The organism is Roseovarius mucosus DSM 17069 (assembly GCF_000768555.3).
Classification (GTDB): Bacteria; Pseudomonadota; Alphaproteobacteria; order Rhodobacterales; family Rhodobacteraceae; genus Roseovarius; species Roseovarius mucosus.
The window spans coordinates 185,295-206,240 of the sequence record NZ_KN293978.2; the positions used below are offsets into that span (position 1 = coordinate 185,295).

20 protein-coding genes and 1 pseudogene are annotated in these 20,946 nt (G+C 62.6%); 16 read left to right on the top strand and 5 right to left on the bottom strand.

Features of this window, described 5'->3' with window-relative positions; translation table 11 throughout:
* Positions 1 to 77 precede the first annotated feature (77 nt).
* The 8 genes and pseudogenes from ROSMUC_RS07905 (at position 78) to ROSMUC_RS07940 (ending at position 10,392) form a co-directional block, all read left to right on the top strand.
* Positions 78 to 2,583: pseudogene (locus ROSMUC_RS07905) on the top strand (penicillin-binding protein 1A).
* Between the two features lie 64 nt (positions 2,584 to 2,647).
* Positions 2,648 to 3,775, top strand: a complete 1,128-nt coding sequence (gene prfB / locus ROSMUC_RS07910) for a peptide chain release factor 2 (RefSeq protein WP_037271451.1) — start codon at positions 2,648 to 2,650, stop codon at positions 3,773 to 3,775.
* 166 nt (positions 3,776 to 3,941) lie between these two features.
* The gene (locus tag ROSMUC_RS07915) at positions 3,942 to 4,166 is read left to right on the top strand and encodes a twin-arginine translocase TatA/TatE family subunit (RefSeq protein ID WP_037271454.1); all 225 of its coding nucleotides are present in this window, start codon (positions 3,942 to 3,944) and stop codon (positions 4,164 to 4,166) included.
* A gap of 7 nt (positions 4,167 to 4,173) precedes the next feature.
* A complete protein-coding gene (gene tatB / locus ROSMUC_RS07920) occupies positions 4,174 to 4,656 on the top strand; it encodes a Sec-independent protein translocase protein TatB (RefSeq protein WP_037271456.1) in 483 nt (160 codons plus the stop codon).
* Positions 4,653 to 5,582 carry a twin-arginine translocase subunit TatC gene (tatC, locus tag ROSMUC_RS07925; RefSeq protein WP_037271458.1) on the top strand — a complete coding sequence of 310 codons (930 nt, stop codon included), beginning with the start codon at positions 4,653 to 4,655 and terminating at the stop codon, positions 5,580 to 5,582. The genes tatB and tatC overlap by 4 nt, the downstream gene beginning before the upstream one ends.
* Positions 5,583 to 6,419 (top strand): ATP-binding protein, encoded by an 837-nt coding sequence (locus ROSMUC_RS07930; RefSeq protein ID WP_037271460.1) that lies wholly within the window; start codon positions 5,583 to 5,585, stop codon positions 6,417 to 6,419.
* 112 nt (positions 6,420 to 6,531) lie between these two features.
* Positions 6,532 to 9,390, top strand: coding sequence for an excinuclease ABC subunit UvrA (uvrA, locus tag ROSMUC_RS07935; protein WP_037271462.1), 2,859 nt, complete (start codon positions 6,532 to 6,534; stop codon positions 9,388 to 9,390).
* A 3-nt stretch (positions 9,391 to 9,393) separates the two neighbouring features.
* The gene (locus ROSMUC_RS07940; protein ID WP_037271465.1) at positions 9,394 to 10,392 is read left to right on the top strand and encodes an Lnb N-terminal periplasmic domain-containing protein; all 999 of its coding nucleotides are present in this window, start codon (positions 9,394 to 9,396) and stop codon (positions 10,390 to 10,392) included.
* 18 nt (positions 10,393 to 10,410) lie between these two features.
* Here the strand turns inward: ROSMUC_RS07940 and ROSMUC_RS07945 are convergent, their stop codons facing one another.
* The 4 genes from ROSMUC_RS07945 to ROSMUC_RS07960 all read right to left on the bottom strand — a co-directional run bounded on the left by ROSMUC_RS07945 (position 10,411) and on the right by ROSMUC_RS07960 (position 12,301).
* The gene (locus tag ROSMUC_RS07945) at positions 10,411 to 10,728 is read right to left on the bottom strand and encodes a hypothetical protein (RefSeq protein ID WP_037271986.1); all 318 of its coding nucleotides are present in this window, start codon (positions 10,726 to 10,728) and stop codon (positions 10,411 to 10,413) included.
* 87 nt (positions 10,729 to 10,815) lie between these two features.
* Positions 10,816 to 11,019 (bottom strand): YgaP family membrane protein, encoded by a 204-nt coding sequence (locus tag ROSMUC_RS07950; protein WP_037271467.1) that lies wholly within the window; start codon positions 11,017 to 11,019, stop codon positions 10,816 to 10,818.
* A 113-nt stretch (positions 11,020 to 11,132) separates the two neighbouring features.
* Positions 11,133 to 11,915 (bottom strand): exodeoxyribonuclease III, encoded by a 783-nt coding sequence (xth, locus tag ROSMUC_RS07955; protein WP_037271469.1) that lies wholly within the window; start codon positions 11,913 to 11,915, stop codon positions 11,133 to 11,135.
* 62 nt (positions 11,916 to 11,977) lie between these two features.
* Positions 11,978 to 12,301 (bottom strand): HesB/IscA family protein, encoded by a 324-nt coding sequence (locus tag ROSMUC_RS07960; protein ID WP_037271472.1) that lies wholly within the window; start codon positions 12,299 to 12,301, stop codon positions 11,978 to 11,980.
* A gap of 80 nt (positions 12,302 to 12,381) precedes the next feature.
* Here ROSMUC_RS07960 and ROSMUC_RS07965 point away from each other — a divergent pair, with 80 nt between their 5' ends.
* The 8 genes from ROSMUC_RS07965 to ROSMUC_RS21000 all read left to right on the top strand — a co-directional run bounded on the left by ROSMUC_RS07965 (position 12,382) and on the right by ROSMUC_RS21000 (position 19,845).
* A complete protein-coding gene (locus ROSMUC_RS07965) occupies positions 12,382 to 13,551 on the top strand; it encodes a deoxyguanosinetriphosphate triphosphohydrolase (protein ID WP_037271475.1) in 1,170 nt (389 codons plus the stop codon).
* Between the two features lie 113 nt (positions 13,552 to 13,664).
* Positions 13,665 to 14,279 carry an SDR family oxidoreductase gene (locus tag ROSMUC_RS20995; protein ID WP_170062556.1) on the top strand — a complete coding sequence of 205 codons (615 nt, stop codon included), beginning with the start codon at positions 13,665 to 13,667 and terminating at the stop codon, positions 14,277 to 14,279.
* Between the two features lie 52 nt (positions 14,280 to 14,331).
* Positions 14,332 to 16,077: an arginine--tRNA ligase gene (gene argS, locus ROSMUC_RS07980; protein ID WP_037271481.1), complete on the top strand. Its 1,746-nt coding sequence runs from the start codon at positions 14,332 to 14,334 to the stop codon at positions 16,075 to 16,077.
* 73 nt (positions 16,078 to 16,150) lie between these two features.
* Positions 16,151 to 17,077 carry an SPOR domain-containing protein gene (locus ROSMUC_RS07985; protein WP_037271486.1) on the top strand — a complete coding sequence of 309 codons (927 nt, stop codon included), beginning with the start codon at positions 16,151 to 16,153 and terminating at the stop codon, positions 17,075 to 17,077.
* Positions 17,053 to 18,081 (top strand): beta-N-acetylhexosaminidase, encoded by a 1,029-nt coding sequence (gene nagZ / locus ROSMUC_RS07990; protein ID WP_037271489.1) that lies wholly within the window; start codon positions 17,053 to 17,055, stop codon positions 18,079 to 18,081. The genes ROSMUC_RS07985 and nagZ overlap by 25 nt, the downstream gene beginning before the upstream one ends.
* Positions 18,074 to 18,862 (top strand): segregation and condensation protein A, encoded by a 789-nt coding sequence (locus tag ROSMUC_RS07995; protein ID WP_037271490.1) that lies wholly within the window; start codon positions 18,074 to 18,076, stop codon positions 18,860 to 18,862. The genes nagZ and ROSMUC_RS07995 overlap by 8 nt, the downstream gene beginning before the upstream one ends.
* A gap of 4 nt (positions 18,863 to 18,866) precedes the next feature.
* Complete coding sequence (gene scpB, locus ROSMUC_RS08000; RefSeq protein ID WP_037271492.1) at positions 18,867 to 19,523, top strand: SMC-Scp complex subunit ScpB; 657 nt, start codon at positions 18,867 to 18,869, stop codon at positions 19,521 to 19,523.
* A 145-nt stretch (positions 19,524 to 19,668) separates the two neighbouring features.
* Entirely contained in the window at positions 19,669 to 19,845 is a 177-nt protein-coding gene (locus ROSMUC_RS21000) for a hypothetical protein (protein WP_170062557.1), read from the top strand.
* Here ROSMUC_RS21000 and ROSMUC_RS08005 read toward each other — a convergent pair.
* A complete protein-coding gene (locus tag ROSMUC_RS08005) occupies positions 19,842 to 20,915 on the bottom strand; it encodes a 2'-deoxycytidine 5'-triphosphate deaminase (RefSeq protein ID WP_037271494.1) in 1,074 nt (357 codons plus the stop codon). The genes ROSMUC_RS21000 and ROSMUC_RS08005 overlap by 4 nt on opposite strands.
* Positions 20,916 to 20,946: the final 31 nt, after the last annotated feature.

Sequence of the window (20,946 nt, forward strand, 5' to 3'; positions counted from 1 at the left end):
CGTGGGCGCGCCCATTCCCTTTTGACCCTGAGGCCCGCTATGCCTATATCGGGGCCAGCAAGCATGCGGGGGCCCTTGTGATACGTGCGATTCTCAGCCTTTTCGGCACCGTCTTTAGCCTGATCACGCTGGTCGTGGTGGTGATCGGGCTGAGCATTGGTGCCGTGCTGCATATCTATGGTCAGGATTTGCCCAGCCATGAGAGCCTTGCCAATTACACGCCGCCGACCATCAGCCGGATTTATTCGGGCGAAGGGCGGATCATCGACGAATTCGCGCGCGAGCGGCGGTTGTTCACGCCCGCTGAAGATATTCCTAATCTGGTAAAGCAGGCGTTCATCAGCGCAGAGGACAAGAATTTCTACACCCATGGCGGTTACGACGCGGTCGGCATCGCCTCGGCCATTGTGGATGCGGTCAAGTCGCGGGGGCGCAATGTGCGCGGGGCCTCGACCATCACGCAGCAGGTGATGAAGAATTTCCTCTTGTCCGGCGACCGTCAGATGGAGCGCAAGATCAAGGAGATCATCCTGGCCACGCGCATCGAAGAGACGCTCAGCAAGGATGACATTCTCGAACTCTATCTCAACGAGATTTTTCTGGGGCAGAACAGCTACGGTGTAACCGCTGCCGCGCAGACCTATTTCAACAAGACCCTGACCGAGTTGGCCCCGCATGAGGCCGCGACCATCGCCGCGATGCCGAAAGCGCCGAGTGATTATCATCCGGTGCGCGAGAAAGAGCGGCTCTTGGAGCGGCGCAATTTCGTGCTGCGCGAAATGTGGGAGAATGGCTATCTGACGCAGGCGGCCTATGAGCAGGAGCGCGAAGCGCCGCTGCGGAGTGTGCAGAATGGCGATTTCCCGCCCTTCAGCGCCGATTTGCCGCCACGGGATTATTTCACCGATGAAATCCGGCGTCAGTTGAGCGCCGATTTCGGGGAGGGCGAATTCTTTAGCGGCGGTCTATCCGTGCGGGCGACCATTGATCCCGAGATGCAGGTTTTCGCCGCGCGGGCACTGCGGCGCCAGTTGGAGAATTACGACCGGGGGCCAGGGACGCTGGCGCGGCACGGGCGAGAACCTGCCCGCCGAGGTTCTGGACGATGAGGCCGCGTGGCGCGCGGCGCTGTCCGGGCTGAGCGTGGCGCGGGACATTGATCTCGACGGAGTCTGGCATCCGGCGGTGGTGCTGGGGATCGGCGATCAGGCCATGCAAGTGGGGATCGAGGGCGTCGAGGGGGTGCAGGAGGTGCCGCGCAGTGACATAAAATGGCTGCCCAAGGATTTCGCCGCCACCTTTGATCTGGGCGACGTGGTGCATGTGCGCGCCGTCACCAAGGATGGGGAATTCGTGAACTGGTCCTTGCGGCAGGTGCCCGAGGTGCAGGGCGGCTTCGTCGCGATGGATGTGAACACGGGCCGCGTGATTTCCATGCAGGGCGGGTTTTCCTATCAGGCCTCGGTGTTCAACCGGACCACGCAGGCGTTGCGGCAGCCGGGTTCGTCCTTCAAGCCGTTCGTCTATGCCGCCGCGCTCGACAGCGGCTATTCGCCCGCGACCATCGTGATCGACGCCCCGATCGAGATCAACACGCCGCAGGGTCTGTGGCGGCCGCGCAATTCGTCGAACAAGTTTTACGGCCCCACGCCCCTGCGCACCGGCATCGAGCAGTCGCGCAACCTGATGACCATCCGCCTCGCGCAGGAGGTGGGTATGGATGTTATCGCGGATTATGCCGAGCGCTTTGGTGTCTACGAGAACATGGGGCGGTTTCTGGCCAATTCGCTGGGGTCCGAGGAGACCACGCTCTATAACATGGTCGCGGCCTATGCGATGTTTGCCAATGGCGGCGAGCGGGTGCGCCCCACCTTGGTGGACCGCGTGCAGGACCGCTATGGCAAGACGGTATATCGCCACGATCAGCGCGATTGCGTCGATTGCAATGATCCCGGCATTCCAGCCGATCGTGGCCCGCGTATCGTGTCGGATCGCGAGCGGGTGATGAATGCGGTCACGGCCTATCAGCTCACCTCGATGCTCAAGGGCGTGGTGGATCGTGGCACGGCGGCGGGGGCCATCAACCTGCCGGTGCCCGTGGCGGGCAAGACCGGCACCACCAATGACGCGCGCGATGTGTGGTTCGTGGGCTTTACCAGCAATATCGCGGCGGGCTGTTACATCGGCCATGACCAGCCGCGCGGCCTTGGCCGGTCGGCCTATGGCTCGTCGCTCTGCGGGCCGGTGTTTCAGGATTTCATGGAGGAAGCGATCAAGAAATACGGCGGCGGTCCGTTCGAAGTGCCGCCCGGCGGGCATTTCCTAAAGATCGACCGGTTCACCGGTGCGCGCCTTTCGGATGATGCGACCGGCGACAATGTGGTGGCCGAATATTTCCGTGATGGTGAAGAGCCAGTGTTTGGTGTGACCTATGATGGGGGTTTTGCCATGGGCAATGACCTTGATCTCTTTGCCGCGGGCGAGCGCGAGCAGGTGCAGGAGGTCACGACCTCGACCGGTGAAAAAGCGCGGGTGGGTGGCAAGGCCAGCTTTGGGTCGATGAGTTCGGGTGGCTTGTACTAGGGCTCTCTTGCCCGGCCCGGCGCGCTGCGCTATCACCCGCACCTGACCAGACAAGGACATTCCGATGCGCGCAGAAACCCAGAACCTCGTGGCCGAGATCCAAAAGTCGTTGGAGCTGTTGCGGCAGCGGCTGGGGTGGGAGACCGCCCGGCACCGGCTGGAGGAATTCAATGCCCGGGTCGAAGATCCGACGCTCTGGGATGATCCTGCGCGGGCACAGGCGCTGATGCGTGAGCGGCAGGCGCTTGTCGATGCGCTTGAGACCCATGACAGCCTCAAGCAGGAGTTGGAGGATCATCTGGGTCTGATTGAGTTGGGCGAAGCCGAAGGTGACACCGAGGTTGTGGCCGAGGCTGAGGCCGCGATCAAGGCGCTGGCCAAGGTGGCCGCCGCCAAGGAGTTGGAGGCGCTGCTCGATGGCGAGGCGGATTCCAACGATACCTTTCTGGAGATCAACGCAGGGGCCGGGGGCACGGAAAGCTGTGACTGGGCGTCGATGCTGGCGCGGATGTATGTGCGTTGGGCGGAAAAGCGCGGCTACACTGTCGAACTGCAATCAGAATCGGCGGGCGATGAGGCGGGCATCAAATCCGCCGCCTACAAGATCAGCGGGCACAATGCCTATGGTTGGCTGAAGTCCGAATCGGGTGTGCACCGGCTGGTGCGGATTTCGCCCTTTGATTCGGCAGCGAAGCGGCACACGTCGTTCTCGTCGGTTTGGGTCTATCCGGTGGTGGATGACAATATCGAGATCGAGGTCAATCCGTCGGATATTCGCATCGATACCTATCGCAGCTCTGGTGCGGGCGGGCAGCACGTGAACACCACCGACTCGGCGGTGCGGATCACGCATATGCCGACGGGCATCGTGGTCACGAGCAGCCAGAAATCGCAGCACCAGAACCGCGACATCGCCATGAAAGCGCTGAAATCGCGGCTCTACCAGTTGGAACTGGACCGGCGCAACGCGGCGATCAACGAGGCGCATGACGCCAAGGGCGATGCCGGCTGGGGCAATCAGATCCGGTCGTATGTGTTGCAGCCCTATCAGATGGTCAAAGACCTGCGCACCGGGGTCGAGACATCGGATACCAAGGGGGTACTTGATGGCGATCTGGACGAATTCATGGCTGCCACGCTGGCGATGAATGTCAGCGGCAAGAGCCGCGCCGAGGCGCAGGGGAGTGATTGACCGGGGCGGGTCAGCCTGATTAGGGTGTGGTCCGTGGAAATTTATGGTGGAATCCGGGGCGCTCTGCCGCTTTGCCGCTTCCAACCGCCGGTGCGAGCGACTAGATAGTTAAATTGAAATTCCCGGGGACCCTGCAACCGACCCCCCGAGAAAGGGAGAGATTGAAATGCTGAACAATATTGGCCTTCCGGGGCTTCTTCTGATCGCGGTGGTGGTGCTGGTGCTTTTTGGGCGCGGCAAGATTTCGTCGCTCATGGGCGAGGTGGGCAAGGGCATCACCTCGTTCAAAAAGGGCGTGGCCGAGGGCACCAAGGAACTGGATGACGCGAGCAAGGAATCTGCAGAGACCGCGCGCGACGTGACCCCGACCGAAGACAAAGACAAGGTCTGATCCTTAAATGTTCGATCTTGGCTGGACGGAGCTATTGCTCATCGGCATCGTGGCCTTGATCGTTGTGGGGCCCAAGGACCTGCCTGGAATGTTCCGGGCCGTGGGCAATTTCGTGGGCAAGGCCAAGGGCATGGCCCGCGAATTCAGTCGCGCCATGAATGATGCCGCCGATCAGTCCGGCGTGGGTGACATTCAAAAAACCTTCAAATCTGCCGCGAACCCTATGAAGACCGCGATGGACGAGGTGCGCAAGACCACCGACAGCGTCACACGCGACCTGAATGAGGCGACCAAGCCGCCGCTCAGCGCCGAACAGCAGGCCGCCGCCGACAAGGCCCGCGCCGCGACCGCCGAGATGGCAGAGGCGCGCAAGGCGGCGAAGGCGGAGGCCGCGCCGGAGAAGGCGGCGGCAAAGCCGAAAGCGCCCGCAAAGCCCAAGGCCGCGCCGAAGGCCAAGGCCAAAAAGACCAAGGCAGGGGATGAGGCATGAGCCCGCGCGACGAGATCGACGACAGCAGCGCGCCGCTGATCGAGCATCTGGCGGAATTGCGCACGCGGTTGATCCGGTCGGTCATCGCCTTTGTCATCGGGATCGTGCTGGCCTTTACGGTGGCCGAGCCGATCCTGCAATTTCTGCTGGGACCGATTGAGGCAACGCTGCGCGAGTTGGGCGATCCCTCGCCCACGATGCAGTATACCAGCCCACAGGAATATCTGTTCACGCTGTTTCGCATTTCGATGGTGTTCGGGTTTGCGCTCGCCTTTCCGGTGATTGGCGTTCAGATGTGGCGGTTCGTGGCCCCGGGGCTCTACAAGCAGGAAAAGAACGCATTTTTGCCGTTCATGATTGCCTCGCCGATGATGTTCCTTTTGGGCGCGGCCTTTGCGCATTTCGTGGTGACACCGCTGGCGATGGCGTTTTTCCTTGGCTTTGCCGATGTGCCATCGCTCATCGCGGATCTGATGACAGGGTTGGTTGGGCCCGAGGCTGTGCCGGGGGTTGCTGCCGCGCCCGAGACAACAGGTATTCGCATCACGTTCTTTGGCAAGGTGAACGAAAGCCTTGATATTACCCTGAAATTCATCATGGCCTTTGGTCTGTGCTTTCAGTTGCCGGTGTTGCTGACGCTGATGGGTAAGGCCGGGCTGGTGAGCGCGGTGGGCCTCAAATCCGTGCGCAAATATGCTGTGATCGGTATTCTTGTCCTCGCAGCATTGGTGACGCCGCCCGACGTGATGACACAATTGATCCTCTTCGTGGTGGTCTACGGCCTCTATGAAATCTCTATCCAGCTTGTGACCTGGGTCGAGAAAAAGCGAGAGGCGGAGCTGCGCGCGCAGGGGCTGTGGTTTGACGAGGAAGAGGCAGAGGAAGACGCCGAGGCCGACACGTCCGAGGAAAAAGGCAAGATCTGAATGAGTGATCCGTTGGACCGTATCGCCGCCGCGCTGGAGCGGATGGCCCCGGCACCGCTTTCAGCCCCTGATTTTGACGCGGCGGATGCCTTTGTCTGGCATGTCAGCCCCGATCGGCTGGAGCCGGTGCGACAGGTGAGCCGGGTCGATATGTCCCTATTGGTAGGGGTGGATCGGTCGCGCGACACGCTGTTGCAGAACACGCTGCAATTCGCGCGGGGATTGCCTGCGAATAACGCGCTCCTCTGGGGGGCACGGGGCATGGGCAAATCAAGCCTTGTCAAAGCCGTGCATGCGGCGGTGCGGGCGCAGGACCTGCCGCTCAAGATCGTGGAATTGCAGCGCGAGGACCTGCCGTCGGTCAGCCGCTTGCTGAATCTCTTGCGCGGGTCGGAGGCGCGGTTCCTGCTCTTTTGTGACGACCTGTCGTTTTCCCATGACGATCAGCATTACAAGTCGCTCAAGGCGGTTCTGGATGGCGGGATCGAGGGGCGGCCCGACAATGTGGTGTTCTATGCCACGTCGAACCGCCGCCACCTGATGCCGCGCGACATGATCGAGAACGAGCGGTCATCGGCGATCAACCCGTCCGAGGCGGTCGAGGAAAAGGTGTCTCTGTCGGATCGGTTCGGGCTGTGGCTGGGATTCCATGCCTGCGATCAGGATCAATATCTGGCGATGATCCGGGGCTATTGCGATGCCTACGGCGTCGAGATCGACGACGAGACATTGCGCGCGGAGGCGATTGAATGGCAGGCCACGCGCGGGGCGCGGTCGGGCCGGGTGGCATGGCAGTATTTCACCGATCTGGCGGGGCGGCGCGGCGTCGCGGTCTAATCCTTGCGCGGATTTCACGGAAACTTGCGCGTTCCCTTTATGTTCTCAGATTTGTCTTGGAAGCGGCGGCGCTCTCGCCTATGTGTGGGGGAGGTGAGTCCGGGGGGTCAGAATGGCCGATCTGAAATATATCGAGGTGCGCGGCGCGCGCGAGCATAACCTCAAGAACATCGACGTGGATATTCCGCGCGATCAGCTTGTGGTGATCACCGGGCTGTCTGGCTCTGGCAAATCGAGCCTCGCCTTTGATACGATCTATGCCGAGGGGCAGCGGCGTTATGTCGAATCCCTCAGCGCCTATGCGCGGCAGTTCCTCGACATGATGGAAAAGCCGGATGTGGATCATATCAGCGGTCTGAGCCCGGCGATTTCCATCGAGCAAAAGACGACGAGCAAGAATCCCCGCTCGACCGTCGGTACGGTGACGGAGATCTACGATTACCTCCGGCTGCTCTTTGCCCGTGTCGGCACGCCCTATTCGCCCGCCACCGGCCTGCCCATCGAGGCGCAGCAGGTGCAGGATATGGTGGATCGCGTCATGGCGATGGAGGAGGGCACGCGCGCCTATCTGCTGGCGCCCATCGTGCGCGACCGCAAGGGCGAGTATCGCAAGGAATTTCTGGAACTGCGCAAATCCGGGTTTCAGCGGGTCAAGGTGGACGGGCAGTTCTACGAGTTGGACGAGCCGCCCACGCTCGACAAGAAATTCCGCCATGACATTGACGTGGTGGTGGATCGTCTGGTGGTGAAGGACGGGTTGCAGACGCGGCTTGCGGACAGTTTTCGAACGGCGCTCGATCTGGCGGATGGGATTGCGGTGCTGGAAACCGCGCCCAAGGAGGGCGAGCCGGAGCGGATCACCTTTTCCGAGAAATTCGCCTGTCCGGTCAGCGGGTTCACCATCCCAGAGATCGAGCCGCGGCTTTTCTCGTTCAACGCGCCCTTTGGCGCCTGCCCGGATTGCGATGGCTTGGGGGCGGAGCTGTTTTTTGACGAGCGATTGGTGGTGCCGGACGAGGCGCTGAAACTGGCGGATGGGGCGATTGCACCCTGGCGCAAGGGTAAGAGCCCCTATTTCACGCAGACCATCAATTCCATCGCCAAGCATTACGAATTCGACCGCAACAGCCCGTGGAAAGACCTGCCGGAGCATGTGAAGCAGGTATTCCTGCATGGGTCCGGCGAGGAAGAGATCAATTTCCGCTATGACGAGGGCGGGCGCGTTTATCAGGTGAGCCGGGTGTTCGAGGGCGTCATTCCCAATATGGAACGGCGTTATCGCGAGACCGATTCAAGCTGGGTGCGCGAGGAATTCGAGCGTTACCAGAACAACCGGCCCTGTGGGGCCTGCGGCGGCTATCGTCTGCGGGCGGAGGCGCTGGCGGTGCGTATTGCGGGCCTGCACGTGGGCCAAGTGGTGCAGATGTCGATCCGCGAGGCGCTGGAGTGGTGCGGCACCGTGCCGGACCATCTGGGCAAGCAGAAGAACGAGATCGCGCGTGCCATCCTCAAGGAAATCCGCGAGCGGTTGGGGTTCCTGAACAATGTGGGCCTCGATTACCTGACGCTGAGCCGCAATGCGGGCACGCTGTCGGGTGGCGAGAGCCAGCGGATCAGATTGGCCAGCCAGATCGGCAGCGGGTTGACAGGGGTGCTCTACGTGCTCGACGAGCCGTCCATCGGCCTGCATCAGCGCGACAATGGGCGCCTCTTGGAGACGCTGCGCAATCTGCGGGATCAGGGCAATACTGTCATTGTGGTTGAGCATGATGAGGAGGCCATTCGCACCGCCGATTACGTGTTTGACATCGGTCCCGGTGCCGGGGTGCATGGCGGCCGCGTCGTGAGCCACGGCACGCCCGAGGCGGTGGCCGCCGATCCGGCGTCACTGACCGGGCAATACCTGTCGGGCGCGCGTGAGATTGCGGTGCCAGAGGTGCGGCGCAAGGGCAACAAGAAGAAGCTGACCGTGGTCAAGGCAACCGGCAACAACCTCAAGGAGGTGACGGCGACGTTCCCTCTGGGACAGTTTGTCTGTGTGTCCGGCGTGTCGGGCGGGGGGAAATCGACGCTGACGATTGAAACGCTGTTCAAGACCGCCTCGATGCGTCTGAATGGGGCGCGCCAGACGCCCGCGCCCTGTGAGACGATCAAGGGGCTCGAACATCTCGACAAGGTGATCGACATTGACCAGCGGCCTATCGGGCGCACGCCGCGCTCTAATCCCGCGACCTATACCGGGGCTTTTACGCCGATCCGCGATTGGTTCGCCGGTCTGCCCGAGGCCAAGGCGCGCGGTTACAAGCCCGGGCGCTTTAGCTTTAACGTCAAGGGCGGGCGTTGTGAGGCCTGTCAGGGCGATGGGCTGATCAAGATCGAGATGCATTTCCTGCCGGATGTCTATGTGGAATGCGAGACCTGCAAGGGCGCGCGCTATAACCGCGAGACGCTGGAAATACGGTTTAAAGGCAAGAGCATAGCAGACGTTCTTGATATGACTGCGGAAGAGGCGCAGGAGTTTTTCAAGGCGGTGCCGAGCATCCGCGAAAAGATGGACGCGCTGATGCGGGTGGGCCTTGGATATATCAAGGTCGGCCAGCAGGCGACGACCCTCTCGGGCGGCGAGGCGCAACGGGTGAAGCTGTCGAAGGAACTGGCCAAGCGGTCCACGGGCCGCACGCTCTATATTCTCGACGAGCCGACTACGGGGTTGCATTTCGAGGATGTGAAGAAGCTCTTGGAAGTGCTGCATGAATTGGTCGATCAGGGCAATTCGGTCATTGTGATCGAGCATAATCTCGATGTGATCAAGACGGCCGACCATATCATCGACATCGGCCCCGAGGGTGGCGATGGCGGTGGCGAGATCGTGGCGGTGGGCACGCCCGAAGAGGTGGCGGAAGAGCCGCGGAGCCATACCGGCCGCTATCTCAAGGAGATATTGGCCGCGCGCCGTGTGGCGGCGGAATAGGGTGTGCGCCGGTTTCTAAGGCTGTGCGGGCAGGGTTTCGGGGGCGCGCTGTTGCTGGTCCTTGGGATTTGGATCGGGCTGAGCCTGCATTTCCAGATTGGCGCGCCGCTGGTGTATGTCCTTTACGGTGGTCTGGCGGTAGCCATTCTTGGCGGTCTGCGGATGCTCTGGCGCGGGCAACTGGCCCGGGCCTTGGGGCTGACCGCCGTGGTGCTGGCGGTTTGGGCGCTGTGGTGGGCTAGCCTTGCGCCGCGACAAGACCGGGACTGGATGGCGGAGGTTTCGCGCGGTGTCACCGCAGAGCCCGTGGGCGATGGTCTGGTGTTTGTGCGCAATATCCGGGATTTTCGCTGGTCCAGCCCGACCGAGGCGGTCGAGACTTGGTATGATGTGACCGTTGACCCGGCGCAGATCACGTCCGTCGATATGATCATGTCGGTCTGGGACAGCCCGGAGATTGCGCATACGCTGGTCAGCTTCGGCTTTGCGGATGGGCGGCACATTGTCTTTTCCGGGGAAATCCGCAGGGAGGTGGGCGAAGAGTTTTCGGCCATTGGCGGATTCTTCAAGCGGTATGAGTTGGTCTTGATCGCCGCCGACGAGCGCGACATCGTGCATCTGCGCACCGACGCGCGGGGCGAGGCGGTGTCGCTCTATCCGGTGGCGATGGGGGCGGCGCAGCGCAAGGCGCTGTTTCTGGCGTTTTTGGACTATGGCAATGATTTGGCGCGGGAGCCGCGCTGGTATCACACGCTCTGGACCAATTGCACGACGATGCCCTATCGGCTGGTGCGACAGGTCGCGGAGGGGGTGGTGTTTGATCTGCGGGTGATCCTGTCGGGGCGGTTGCCGGGATACCTCTATGATCTGGGGGTATTGCCGGGGGCGCGGACGGCATCGCTTGCAGAGTTGAAGGCGCGGGCCGCCCTGCCGCGCCGCCCTGTGGCGGGACTGAGCAGCGCAGAGTATTCCGCGCTGCTGCGCCAAGGGTGGCGTGATTAGAGCGTAACCGGATAGAGCTTAGTTCAACACGGCTGCCGCAGCCCCGATCAGGTCGAGAACCTCGCGGGTTTCGCGGTTGACGCGGTAAATCTGGTCACCGACGCGGTAGTAGGTCTCGTTCCGGTCCAGACCGTAACGATCGGGATTGCGCAAGATGATGTAATCGTCGCCGATACGGTCGCCGATACGATAGTAGCCTTGCTTTTTCGCATGGCCGGGGGGCTGACAGCCGTTGTGCTTCTTGGCCAGCCCCGGCGGGCAATGGCCGTGACCGGCATAGGCTGGGGCACCGCCCAAGGTCATTCCCAGGATCAACAGGATCATCGTGTGTTTCATGGCCTGTCCTTTCATGTGAAGGACAGACATGGGCGGTCTCACGCCCGATGCCAAGGCCGGGCGTGCGCGGTGGGCGAAACCTTGCCGTTATTTCTTGAGCGGGCAGGTCGAGAGGCCGAGGATCGAATAGAGCGGGCAAGAGGACATGAGGCCGGTCACAAGCGGAACGATTCCGATCAGATAGAGCCAGCTATAGGCACCCTCGCGGTTGAGCACGAAGCCTGCGAGCAGGGCAAGGCCGAGCAGGATGCGCAGGGCGCGGTCGATGGAGCCGACATTTTTCTTGAGCATGGGATCACCTGTGGATTGAGGGGCGCATTGGCCCGGTTGATGCGCCCATTGTCCCATGCTGTGGGGATGCGGTCTGTGATCTGGTCACAGAGGTGATCGGATTTATGGTGCGCTCAGGCGTCGATTTCAACCCAGAGGGGGACGTGATCCGAGGGTTTGTCGCGGCCGCGAATATCCTTGTCGATACCGCAATCTGTCATAAGGTCCGCCGCCTGCGGGCTGAGCAGGAAATGGTCGATGCGGATGCCGTCATTCTTGTTCCACGCGCCCGCCTGATAATCCCAGAAGGTGTAATGCCCTGGCCCCTGCACCCGCGCGCGGAACGCCTCGGTAAAGCCCAAGTTGAGGAGGCGGCGAAAGGCGGCGCGGCTCTCGGGACGGGCGAGCGCATCGGCGCGCCAGGCATCCGGGCGGGCGGCATCCTCGTCCTGCGGGATGATGTTGTAATCGCCGCCCAGCAGCACCGGTTCCTCGGTGGCGAGAAGGGCGCGGGCGCGGGTGTGAAGCCGCTCCATCCAGGCGAGTTTGTAGTCGTATTTTGGCCCCGGTGCCGGGTTGCCATTGGGCAGGTAGAGACCACAGAGCCGCAGCGCGCGGTGTTCGCCCATCACGGTGGCCTCGATCCAGCGGGCCTGTTCATCGCTGTCATCACCGGGCAGGCCGCGTGTCACATCCTCGAGTGGGCGTTTCGAGAGGATCGCCACGCCGTTGAAGCCCTTTTGCCCGTGAGTTTCGACGTTATAGCCACGCTCTTCGAAAATCTCGCGCGGGAACCCTCCGTCGACGGATTTTATCTCTTGCAAGAGCGCCACGTCGGGGGCGGCCTCATCCAGCCAAGCGGGCAGCGCATCAATCCGGGCCTTGATACCGTTGATATTGAACGTGGCAATTTTCATGGTGCGGCCCCCGATTGTCCCTATGCCCCTCTATCGCGCAGGGGCGCGGGGGTGACAAGCGATCACATCGAAAACGAGGTGCCGCAGCCGCAGGAGGAGGAGGCGTTGGGATTGTCGATGATGAAGCGCGCGCCGATCAACTCCTCGGAGAAATCTATCGTGGCCCCCGCGAGGAAGGGCAGGGAGACCGCATCGACCACGACCTTTTGCCCTTCGCCTTCGAGAATCAGGTCGTCTTGCGCAGGCTGGTCGAGTTTGATTTCATATTGAAATCCAGAGCAGCCGCCGCCTTCGACGGCGACGCGCAGGGCCTGTCCCTGATCGCCCGCGCCGATTTCGGCGAGGCGGGCAAAGGCGCGGGGGGTCACCTTGGGCGGCAATTGCATCGGAATGCTCCTGACTGGTTCACGTTTGCTGTCAGGTGCAATATATGGGGCCTGACCTCTGGCGACAAGGATTAGCAGCGATGACGGCCCCCTATGCCTCTGATCCCGCGCGGGTGCGCGGGCGGCTTGTTGTGGAGGAGGAAAGTATTTTTCGCTCGCCCTTTCAGCGGGACCGGGATCGGATCATCCATTCCAGCGCCTTTCGCAGGCTCAAGCACAAGACCCAAGTTTTCGTGGCGCATGAGGGGGATTATTTTCGCACGCGGCTGACGCATTCGATCGAGGTGGCGCAGGTGGCGCGCACGATTGCGGGCGCGCTCGGGTTGAATGGCGAGCTGACCGAGGCGGTGGCGCTGGCGCATGATCTGGGCCATCCGCCCTTTGCCCATGCGGGCGAAGATACGCTCGATGCGCTGATGGCACCCTATGGCGGGTTCGATCACAACGCGCAGGCGGTGCGGATCGTGACCGCGCTGGAGCGGCATTATGCTGAGTTCGACGGTCTCAACCTGACATGGGAGACGCTGGAAGGGCTGGCCAAGCATAATGGCCCTGTGACGGGGCCACTGCCCTATGCGCTCGCGGATTACAACGCGCGGCATGATCTGGAACTGCTGACCCATGCCAGTGCGGAGGCGCAGGTGGCCGCCCTGTCGGATGACATCGCCTATAACAACCACGATCTGCATGACGGGCTGCGTGCGCGGCTGTTTGACGATGACGAAATCGCAGGCTTGCCGATTGTGGGCGATTGCTATGCAGAGGTGGACCGGCTCTATCCCGGACTTGACCGCAAACGCCGCCGGCATGAGGCGCTGCGCCGGGTGTTCGGGGTGATGGTGGGGGATGTGATCGCCTGCTCGCGCCAGTTGATCGGTGCGGCAGAGCCCATGTCGGTTGCGGAGGTGCGGCTTCTCGGGCGTCCGGTGATCCGGTTCTCGGACGCGCTCTGGGCAGATTTGAAGCAAATCCGCGCTTTTCTCTTTGCGCGCATGTACCGCGCGCCAGCGGTCAACGAGATGCGGACGCGGGTGCATGGCGTGGTGAGCGCGCTTTTCCCCCATTACCTGAACGCGCCAGAGCATCTGCCCGAGGAATGGCGGCGCGACGTGGCGCAGGCGGCGGATGAGACGGCGCTGGCGCGGCTGGTGAGCGATTACATCGCGGGGATGACCGATCGCTTTGCCTTGCAGGAATATGCACGCCTGACGGGCAAAGGTGCGCGGGATTTCGCCGTTAACGGTGTCTAACCCCTTCTATCTTAAAAGTTTATACGGGGCGGCGCGCGGCCTGCGTTGTATGCGGCGCGACCCGATGCTAACCAACAGGCGGTATCTGGGGCGTATCGGTGATGTCGGGTTCCATGTCTCAACTTGCGGGCAAGACGGTGCTGATCGCTGCGGCGGGCTGTGCGCCGGGTGTTGTGCTGGCGCAGGGTTTGGCGCAGGCCGGGGCGCAGGTGATTGTGATCGACCGGGAGGATCGGCGTTGTCAGGCGCTGGCGCGGCTGGTGCCGGGGCGGATCGAGACGCTTGCGCTTGATGTGATGCGACCTGCGGTTTGTGCGCGGCTGGGGGATCTCTGGGGGGATACGCCGATTGACGCGCTGATCCATCTGCAACCCCTGCGCATGGCGGGGCGGCTGGGGGCCGTGACCATGGCTGTTTCGGCGCTGACGCGGGCGTTGAGACCGGGATTGGCGGCGGCGCGGGGCCGGGTCTTGATCGTCAATGCGGTGCCTTGCGCGGGGGCAGGGGCGGCGGAGCGGGCCTGTCGGCTGGGTCTGGATCATCTGGGCAGTTATCTGGCAGAGGATATGGGCGGGGCTGTCCAAGTGCATACGCTGCGCCTGATGCGGGCTGCGGGCGGGGGCAAGGCGGCGGTGCTGTTGGAACCTGCGGTGTTTCTGGGCTTTGGCGCGGCCCAAGACGGCGGGTTGCGATCGTCGAGCGTGACGGTTTGCGCCGCTTGTGATTGACGCGCCGCGCGCCGTTGGATAACCCCACGCTCATGCAGCAAGGAAAGCTTTCATGAACCTTTTTACCGATATGCGCGACCTCGTGCTGGAAACGCTGGCCGCGATGCAGGCGGCGGACCAGTTGCCCGAGGGGCTGGACATGACGAGTGTCACGGTCGAGCCGCCGCGCGATGCGGCGCATGGCGACATGGCAACCAATGCGGCGATGGTGCTGGCCAAGCCTGCCGGTCTCAAGCCGCGCGAGATTGCTGAAGGATTGGCGGCGCGGCTGGCCGAGGATGCCCGCGTGCAGAGCGCCGAGGTGGCGGGGCCGGGGTTTCTCAACCTGCGGCTATCCCCGGCGGTCTGGCAGCGGGTGGCGCGTGCGGCGTTGACCGAAGGCACGGAGTATGGCCGCTCAACCCTTGGTTCGGGCAAGCGGGTGAATGTCGAATATGTCAGCGCCAACCCTACCGGGCCGTTGCATGTGGGTCATACACGGGGCGCGGTTTTTGGTGATGCTCTGGCACAGCTCCTGGATTACGTGGGCTATGAGGTCACGCGCGAATATTACATCAACGATGGTGGTGCGCAGGTCGATGTGCTCGCCCGGTCGGTCTATCTGCGGTATCTTGAGGCACATGGGCAGGCGGTGGCCTTTGCCGATGGCACCTATCCCGGTGATTACCTGATCGAGGTGGGTGAGGCGCTCAAGGCGCAAGTAGGCGATGCCTATGTGGACGAGCCCGAGGCGGTCTGGCTGGAACCGATCCGCAACTTTGCCACGGATCGGATGATGGCGCTGATCCGCGACGACCTCAAGGCGCTCGGCGTCGAGATGGATGTGTTCTATTCGGAAAAATCCCTCTATGGGACGGGGTTGATCGAGGCCGCAATCGAGGATCTGCGCGGCAAGGGCTTGATCTATCGCGGGGTGCTGGAGCCGCCCAAGGGCAAGATGCCCGAGGATTGGGAGCCGCGTGAGCAGACGCTGTTCAAATCCACCGAACATGGTGACGATGTGGACCGGCCGATCATGAAATCCGACGGCGGCTGGACCTATTTCGCGCCGGATATTGCCTATCATTACGACAAGATCAGCCGGGGCTTTGACCTCTTGATCGACGTTTTCGGCGCGGATCACGGCGGCTATGTCAAGCGCATGAAGGCGGCCGTATCCGCGCTGTCGAATGGCCGGGTGCCGGTCGATATCAAGCTGTGCCAACTGGTCAAGCTCTACAAGAACGGCGAGCCGTTCAAGATGTCGAAGCGCGCGGGCACCTTTGTGACGCTGCGCGATGTTGTGGATCAGGTGGGGCCCGATGTGACGCGTTTCGTCATGCTGACCCGCAAGAACGATGCGCCGCTGGATTTCGATTTCGACAAGGTGCTGGAGCAATCCAAGGATAACCCGGTGTTCTACGTGCAATATGCCAATGCGCGGGTGAACTCGGTGCTGCGCAAGGCGGCTGAGGCCGGAATTGCGGTGGATGATGCCACGCTGGCGGGTGCCGATCTATCCGGGTTGACCCACGAGGCGGAATTGGCCGTGGCGCGCAAGATTGCCGAATGGCCGCGTCTGGTCGAGATTGCTGGGCGCACCAATGAGCCGCACCGCGTGGCATTCTACCTCTATGATCTGGCGTCTGATCTGCATGCGTTGTGGAACCGGGGCAATGACGATGCGTCGTTGCGATTCATCCAAGAGGGCGATGTGGCCACATCACAGGCGAAAATCGCCCTGGCGCGTGCTGTAACCGTTGTCATTTCCGCAGGTCTTGGTATTCTTGGCGTCACTCCGGCGGAAGAGATGCGATAACGCACCAAGCCGGGGATGAGGCAGAAGAAACCATCCCCGGCGACCATGTATCGCCGGAGAGCAAGAGGCGGACATGGCAGATATGCACTATGCGCGGCCCGAACAGGGGCCTGAGCGGGCAAAGTTCTTTGTCAAGCTGACCAATCTTACCGGCGCGGCGCTGTCGCTTGCGCTGATTGCGGGCGTTGGGGTGTGGGGCACCAAGATGGTGATGCGCGATGTCTCGGGTGTTCCGGTGGTGCGCGCAACGGAAGGGCCGATGCGCGAGGCGCCCGCCGATCCCGGCGGCGATGCGGCGGCCAATCAGGGGCTGGCGGTCAATGCCGTGGCGGCAGAAGGCACGGCGGCGGCCCCGGCGGATCGGGTTGTTCTCGCACCACCGCCACTAGAGTTGTCGCTTGAGGATGTGGCCCCGTTGACGCAGGTGGCCGAGGCCGCAGAAGCGGCCCCGCGCGCAGAGATGGCGGAACCTGCACCACAAGCCGCGCCCGAAGAGGTGCAGAATGCATCCATACTGGCCCTTGCCGATCAGATCGCAGCGGGGGCCGCGCCAATCGCCCCGCTGGAAGAAGAGGTGACGGGGGCGGACGGCGTTGAAGTGCCGGAAGCTGAGCAAGTCGCGGGTGTGCAGACGGTGCGTCCGCGGGCGCGCCCGGCGGCGCTGACCTCTGTGCCTGAGGCGGTGGCGCTTGCGGTGGCGGCGGCGCGGTCGGCACCCTCGGACGAGGTGGATGCCGACGCGATCCCGCTTGGCACGCGGTTGGCGCAACTGGGGGCGTTTGACTCGGCTGAGGTGGCGCGCGCGGAGTGGGACCGTTTGGCGGGCAGGTTCGGGGACTTTCTTGACGGTAAACAACGGGTTATCCAGCGTGCCGAAAGCGGAGGTCGTACGTTTTACCGGCTGAGAGCGATGGGTTTCGCCGATCTGGGGGATGCGCGGCGGTTCTGTTCGGCGCTGGTCGCGGAACGGGCCGAATGTATCCCGGTGGTCACGCGGTGACGCGGTTCGGGGCGACGATCCTTGATGCGGAGGGTCTGCGGCTGACGGCAGAGGAAAAGGCGCTGTTTCGCAATACGCGTCCGTTTGGATTCATTCTCTTTGCGCGCAATATCGACAGCCCCGATCAAGTGCGCGCGCTGGTGGCAGAGATGCGCGAGGCTGCAGGGCACGAGGCGATGATCACGATTGATCAGGAGGGGGGGCGCGTGCAACGGCTTCGTGCTCCGCTCTGGCGAGAGTGGCCCGCGCCGCTGGATCAAGCAGAGGCGGCGGGTAGCCGCGCGGCTGAGGCCATGTATCTGCGCTATCGTCTGATTGCGGCAGAGTTGCACGCGCTAGGCATTGACAGCAATTGCGCGCCGCTGGTGGATGTGGCGGGGCCCAAAACGCATCCGTTCCTGCACAACCGCTGTTATGGCACCGATGCCCATACGGTCGCGACTTTGGGCCGTGCGGTGGCGAATGGTTTGCTGGACGGAGGCGTATTGCCCGTGGTCAAGCATATCCCCGGACATGGCCGCGCCGAGGCGGATAGCCACCATGATCTGCCGGTGGTGACAGCCCCGAGAAGCGAGTTGCAAGATACTGATTTTGCGCCGTTTCAGGCGCTGAACGATCTGCCTTTGGGGATGACGGCGCATCTGGTCTATAGCGCCATTGATGCCGCTCCCGCGACGCTATCCGCACCGATGATGCAGGTGATCCGGGACGAAATCGGCTTTGACGGGTTGATCATGACCGATGATATTTCGATGAAGGCGCTGCAGGGCACTTTGCCGGATCTGTCGCGGGCGGCCCTTGCGGCGGGTTGCGATGTGATCCTGCATTGCAACGGCACCTTGGCAGAGCGGATGGCCGTGGCCGACGCCGCAGGCGAGATGAGCGATGCCGCGCAGCTCCGCGCGGAGCGGGCGCTGACATGGCGCAAGACCCCCCAAGAGATTGACATTTCCGCCCTCTCGGCACAGCTTGATGCGCTGATGGGCGGGTGTGCGCATGGTTGAGGACGATTTCGACAGGGATGAGGCGCCGGTCAATGTTGCCGAGCGGTTGGCCGCTGAGGCGCTGATTGTCGATGTGGACGGGTTCGAGGGACCGCTCGACCTTCTCTTGACGTTGAGCCGGACGCAGAAAGTGGACCTGCGCAAGATTTCCGTTCTGGAACTGGCGCGGCAATATCTTGCCTTTGTGGAACGCGCCAAGGCGCTGCGGCTGGAACTGGCGGCGGATTATCTGGTGATGGCGGCGTGGCTCGCCTTTCTCAAATCCCGCCTGTTGTTGCCGCCTGACCCGAGCGAAGAGGGGCCATCGGGCGAGGAGCTGGCGGCGCATCTGGCGTTTCAGTTGGAGCGATTGCAGGCGATGCGCGACTGTGCGGCGCGGCTGATGGGGCGGGACCGGCTGGGGCGCGATTTCTTTGCGCGCGGTGTGCCGGAGGATGTGGCGCGGCTGCGGCGTGTGACCTATACGGCAACGCTGCTCGATCTCATGCAAGGCTATGCCCGGATCAGGACGCGCGACGAATTCCGCCCCTTTGTGATGGATCGGGATGCGCTTTTCACGATGGAACAGGCGTTGGAGCGGATGCGCGGGTTGATCGGGTATGCGGGCACCTGGACCGATATTCTGAGCTATCTGCCGGAAGGGTTCACCGCCGATCCGGCGCGGCGGCGCTCGGCCACGGCCTCGACCTTTGCGGCGGCGTTGGAGCTGGTCAAGGAAGGGCGGGCAGAGTTGCGGCAGGCCGAGATTTTCGCGCCGATCGAGTTACGGCGCAAGGATTAAGAGCATGGAAGAAGCATCAGAAGAAAAAGAACAAAGCCTGTTTCAAGCGCCGCCCATCGGCGAACAGGAGCGGATGATCGAGGCGATGCTCTTTGCGAGCGCTGAGCCTTTGACAACGCGCGATATGGCCGAACGGATGCCCCATGGCAGCGATCCCGCAGAGGCCCTCGTGCATCTGCGCAAGCGCTATGAGGGGCGTGGGGTGAGGGTGGTCAAGGTGGGCGATGCCTGGGCCATTCGCACAGCACCTGACCTTGGGTATCTGATGAGCCGCGAGACGGTGGAGACCCGCAAGCTGAGCCGGGCGGCGATCGAGACGCTGGCAATCATTGCCTATCACCAGCCGGTGACGCGCGCAGAGATCGAGGAAATTCGCGGTGTCGCGGTCAGCCGGGGCACCGTGGATCAATTGCTGGAGATGGAGTGGATCCGCTTTGGGCGGCGCAAGATGACGCCGGGTCGGCCGGTGACATTCGTGGTCACGCAAGAGTTTCTGGATCATTTCGGGCTGGAGAGCGCCCGCGACCTGCCGGGATTGAAGGAGTTGCGGGCTGCGGGTCTCTTGGACAATCGCCCGCCGCCGGGCACGATGCCGCAGATGGGGGGAGAGGACAATGAGGACGAGAGCGCGCCGGGCCAAAACGAGTTGTTCGAGGATTGAGGGCCGATTTGCCGTGCTGTCGGAGCCTCTGGCAGGAGTATTTTGACCATAAAGAAGCGAGAATCAGAGAAAATACTAAGAGCGCCCTGAAATCGGCATGTTTCAGGGTTATGTGGGAGCAAGAGGCAGCAAGAGGAGAGGCGCTATGAACGCCAATCAGTTGATCAACATGGTGGTGCGTATGATCCTGCAACGGGTGACGCGCAGCGGCATGGATGCGGTGAGCAAGCGCATGAGCGGCGGCGATGACGCGGCCGCGCGCAAGACTGTGCAACGCGGGCGGCAGGTGATGAAGATCGGCCGCAAGATGGGGCGTTTTTAAGCCTTGAAATGCTTGGAGAGCTTCAGGCCCTGACCCTGATAGTTTGATGCGATGCCTGCACCATAGAGGTGATCGGGCACTTGGTCCATGTGTTCATAGACCAAGCGTCCGACGATCTGGCCGTGTTCCAAGACGAAAGGTGCCTCGTGACAGCGCACTTCCAGCACGCCGCGTGAGCCGGTGCCGCCGGCCGCCGCATGGCCGAATCCGGGATCGAAAAACCCCGCGTAATGCACCCGGAATTCGCCCACCATGGCCACATAGGGGGCCATTTCAGCGGCGCATTCGGGGGGGATATGCACGGATTCGCGGCTGACGAGGATGTAGAACGCACCGGGATCGAGGATGATCTGGCCGGCCTCGGAATGCACCTCTTCCCAATAGGCGGCGGGATCGTAATGACCTATGCGGTCAAGGTCGATGACGCCGGTATGGGGTTTGGCGCGGTAGCCGACCAGCGTGCCAGAGGCGGGGCGCAGATCGACGGAAAAGCCAAGCCCGTCGTCGATCATCGCGTCCCCATCCACCAGCGGTGTTTGCACATGGAGCGCGCGCAGGGCGTCATCCGAAAGCACGGCCTGACCCGCGCGAAAGCGGATCTGGTTGAGGCGCATGCCGGGGCGCACCAGAACGGAGAATGAGCGCGGGCAAATCTCGGCATAGAGCGGGCCGGTATATCCGGGGCTCACGCGGTCGAACTCGACCCCGCCGTCTGTGATGAGGCGGGTCAGCAGGTCTAGCCGCCCGGTCGAGGATTTGGCATTGGCCACCGCCTGCACGCCCATTGGCAGGGCGAGCGTTTCCATCAAGGGCACGACATAGACGCAGCCCTTTTCCAGAACGGCCCCAGCGTTGAGGTCGATGCGGTGCATCTCGAATTCCGCGAGGCGGTCCGAGACCGTGCGCCTCGCGCCCGTAAGAAACGAGGCGCGCACGCGGTAGGCGACCTGACCCAAACGCAAATCGAGGCTGGCGGGTTGAACCTGTTCAGGCAGGATGGCGGGGGCCGCAGAAAGCGTGCCCGCGTCGATCATCGCCCGAATTTTCTGGCTGGAAAGAACCCCGGTCATCTCTGCCCCCTCTCGTTGCGCCCCGCTATCT

What these genes read in the sequence shown, in the direction of transcription:
- prfB (WP_037271451.1), top strand. Translation starts at nt 2,648, where the DNA reads ATGCGCGCAGAAACCCAGAACCTCGTGGCCGAGATCCAAAAGTCGTTG.
- ROSMUC_RS07915 (WP_037271454.1), top strand. Translation starts at nt 3,942, where the DNA reads ATGCTGAACAATATTGGCCTTCCGGGGCTTCTTCTGATCGCGGTGGTG.
- tatB (WP_037271456.1), top strand. Translation starts at nt 4,174, where the DNA reads ATGTTCGATCTTGGCTGGACGGAGCTATTGCTCATCGGCATCGTGGCC.
- tatC (WP_037271458.1), top strand. Translation starts at nt 4,653, where the DNA reads ATGAGCCCGCGCGACGAGATCGACGACAGCAGCGCGCCGCTGATCGAG.
- ROSMUC_RS07930 (WP_037271460.1), top strand. Translation starts at nt 5,583, where the DNA reads ATGAGTGATCCGTTGGACCGTATCGCCGCCGCGCTGGAGCGGATGGCC.
- uvrA (WP_037271462.1), top strand. Translation starts at nt 6,532, where the DNA reads ATGGCCGATCTGAAATATATCGAGGTGCGCGGCGCGCGCGAGCATAAC.
- ROSMUC_RS07945 (WP_037271986.1), bottom strand. Translation starts at nt 10,728, where the DNA reads ATGAAACACACGATGATCCTGTTGATCCTGGGAATGACCTTGGGCGGT.
- ROSMUC_RS07950 (WP_037271467.1), bottom strand. Translation starts at nt 11,019, where the DNA reads ATGCTCAAGAAAAATGTCGGCTCCATCGACCGCGCCCTGCGCATCCTG.
- xth (WP_037271469.1), bottom strand. Translation starts at nt 11,915, where the DNA reads ATGAAAATTGCCACGTTCAATATCAACGGTATCAAGGCCCGGATTGAT.
- ROSMUC_RS07960 (WP_037271472.1), bottom strand. Translation starts at nt 12,301, where the DNA reads ATGCAATTGCCGCCCAAGGTGACCCCCCGCGCCTTTGCCCGCCTCGCC.
- ROSMUC_RS07965 (WP_037271475.1), top strand. Translation starts at nt 12,382, where the DNA reads ATGACGGCCCCCTATGCCTCTGATCCCGCGCGGGTGCGCGGGCGGCTT.
- ROSMUC_RS20995 (WP_170062556.1), top strand. Translation starts at nt 13,665, where the DNA reads ATGTCTCAACTTGCGGGCAAGACGGTGCTGATCGCTGCGGCGGGCTGT.
- argS (WP_037271481.1), top strand. Translation starts at nt 14,332, where the DNA reads ATGAACCTTTTTACCGATATGCGCGACCTCGTGCTGGAAACGCTGGCC.
- ROSMUC_RS07985 (WP_037271486.1), top strand. Translation starts at nt 16,151, where the DNA reads ATGGCAGATATGCACTATGCGCGGCCCGAACAGGGGCCTGAGCGGGCA.
- nagZ (WP_037271489.1), top strand. Translation starts at nt 17,053, where the DNA reads ATGTATCCCGGTGGTCACGCGGTGACGCGGTTCGGGGCGACGATCCTT.
- ROSMUC_RS07995 (WP_037271490.1), top strand. Translation starts at nt 18,074, where the DNA reads ATGGTTGAGGACGATTTCGACAGGGATGAGGCGCCGGTCAATGTTGCC.
- scpB (WP_037271492.1), top strand. Translation starts at nt 18,867, where the DNA reads ATGGAAGAAGCATCAGAAGAAAAAGAACAAAGCCTGTTTCAAGCGCCG.
- ROSMUC_RS21000 (WP_170062557.1), top strand. Translation starts at nt 19,669, where the DNA reads ATGAACGCCAATCAGTTGATCAACATGGTGGTGCGTATGATCCTGCAA.
- ROSMUC_RS08005 (WP_037271494.1), bottom strand. Translation starts at nt 20,915, where the DNA reads ATGACCGGGGTTCTTTCCAGCCAGAAAATTCGGGCGATGATCGACGCG.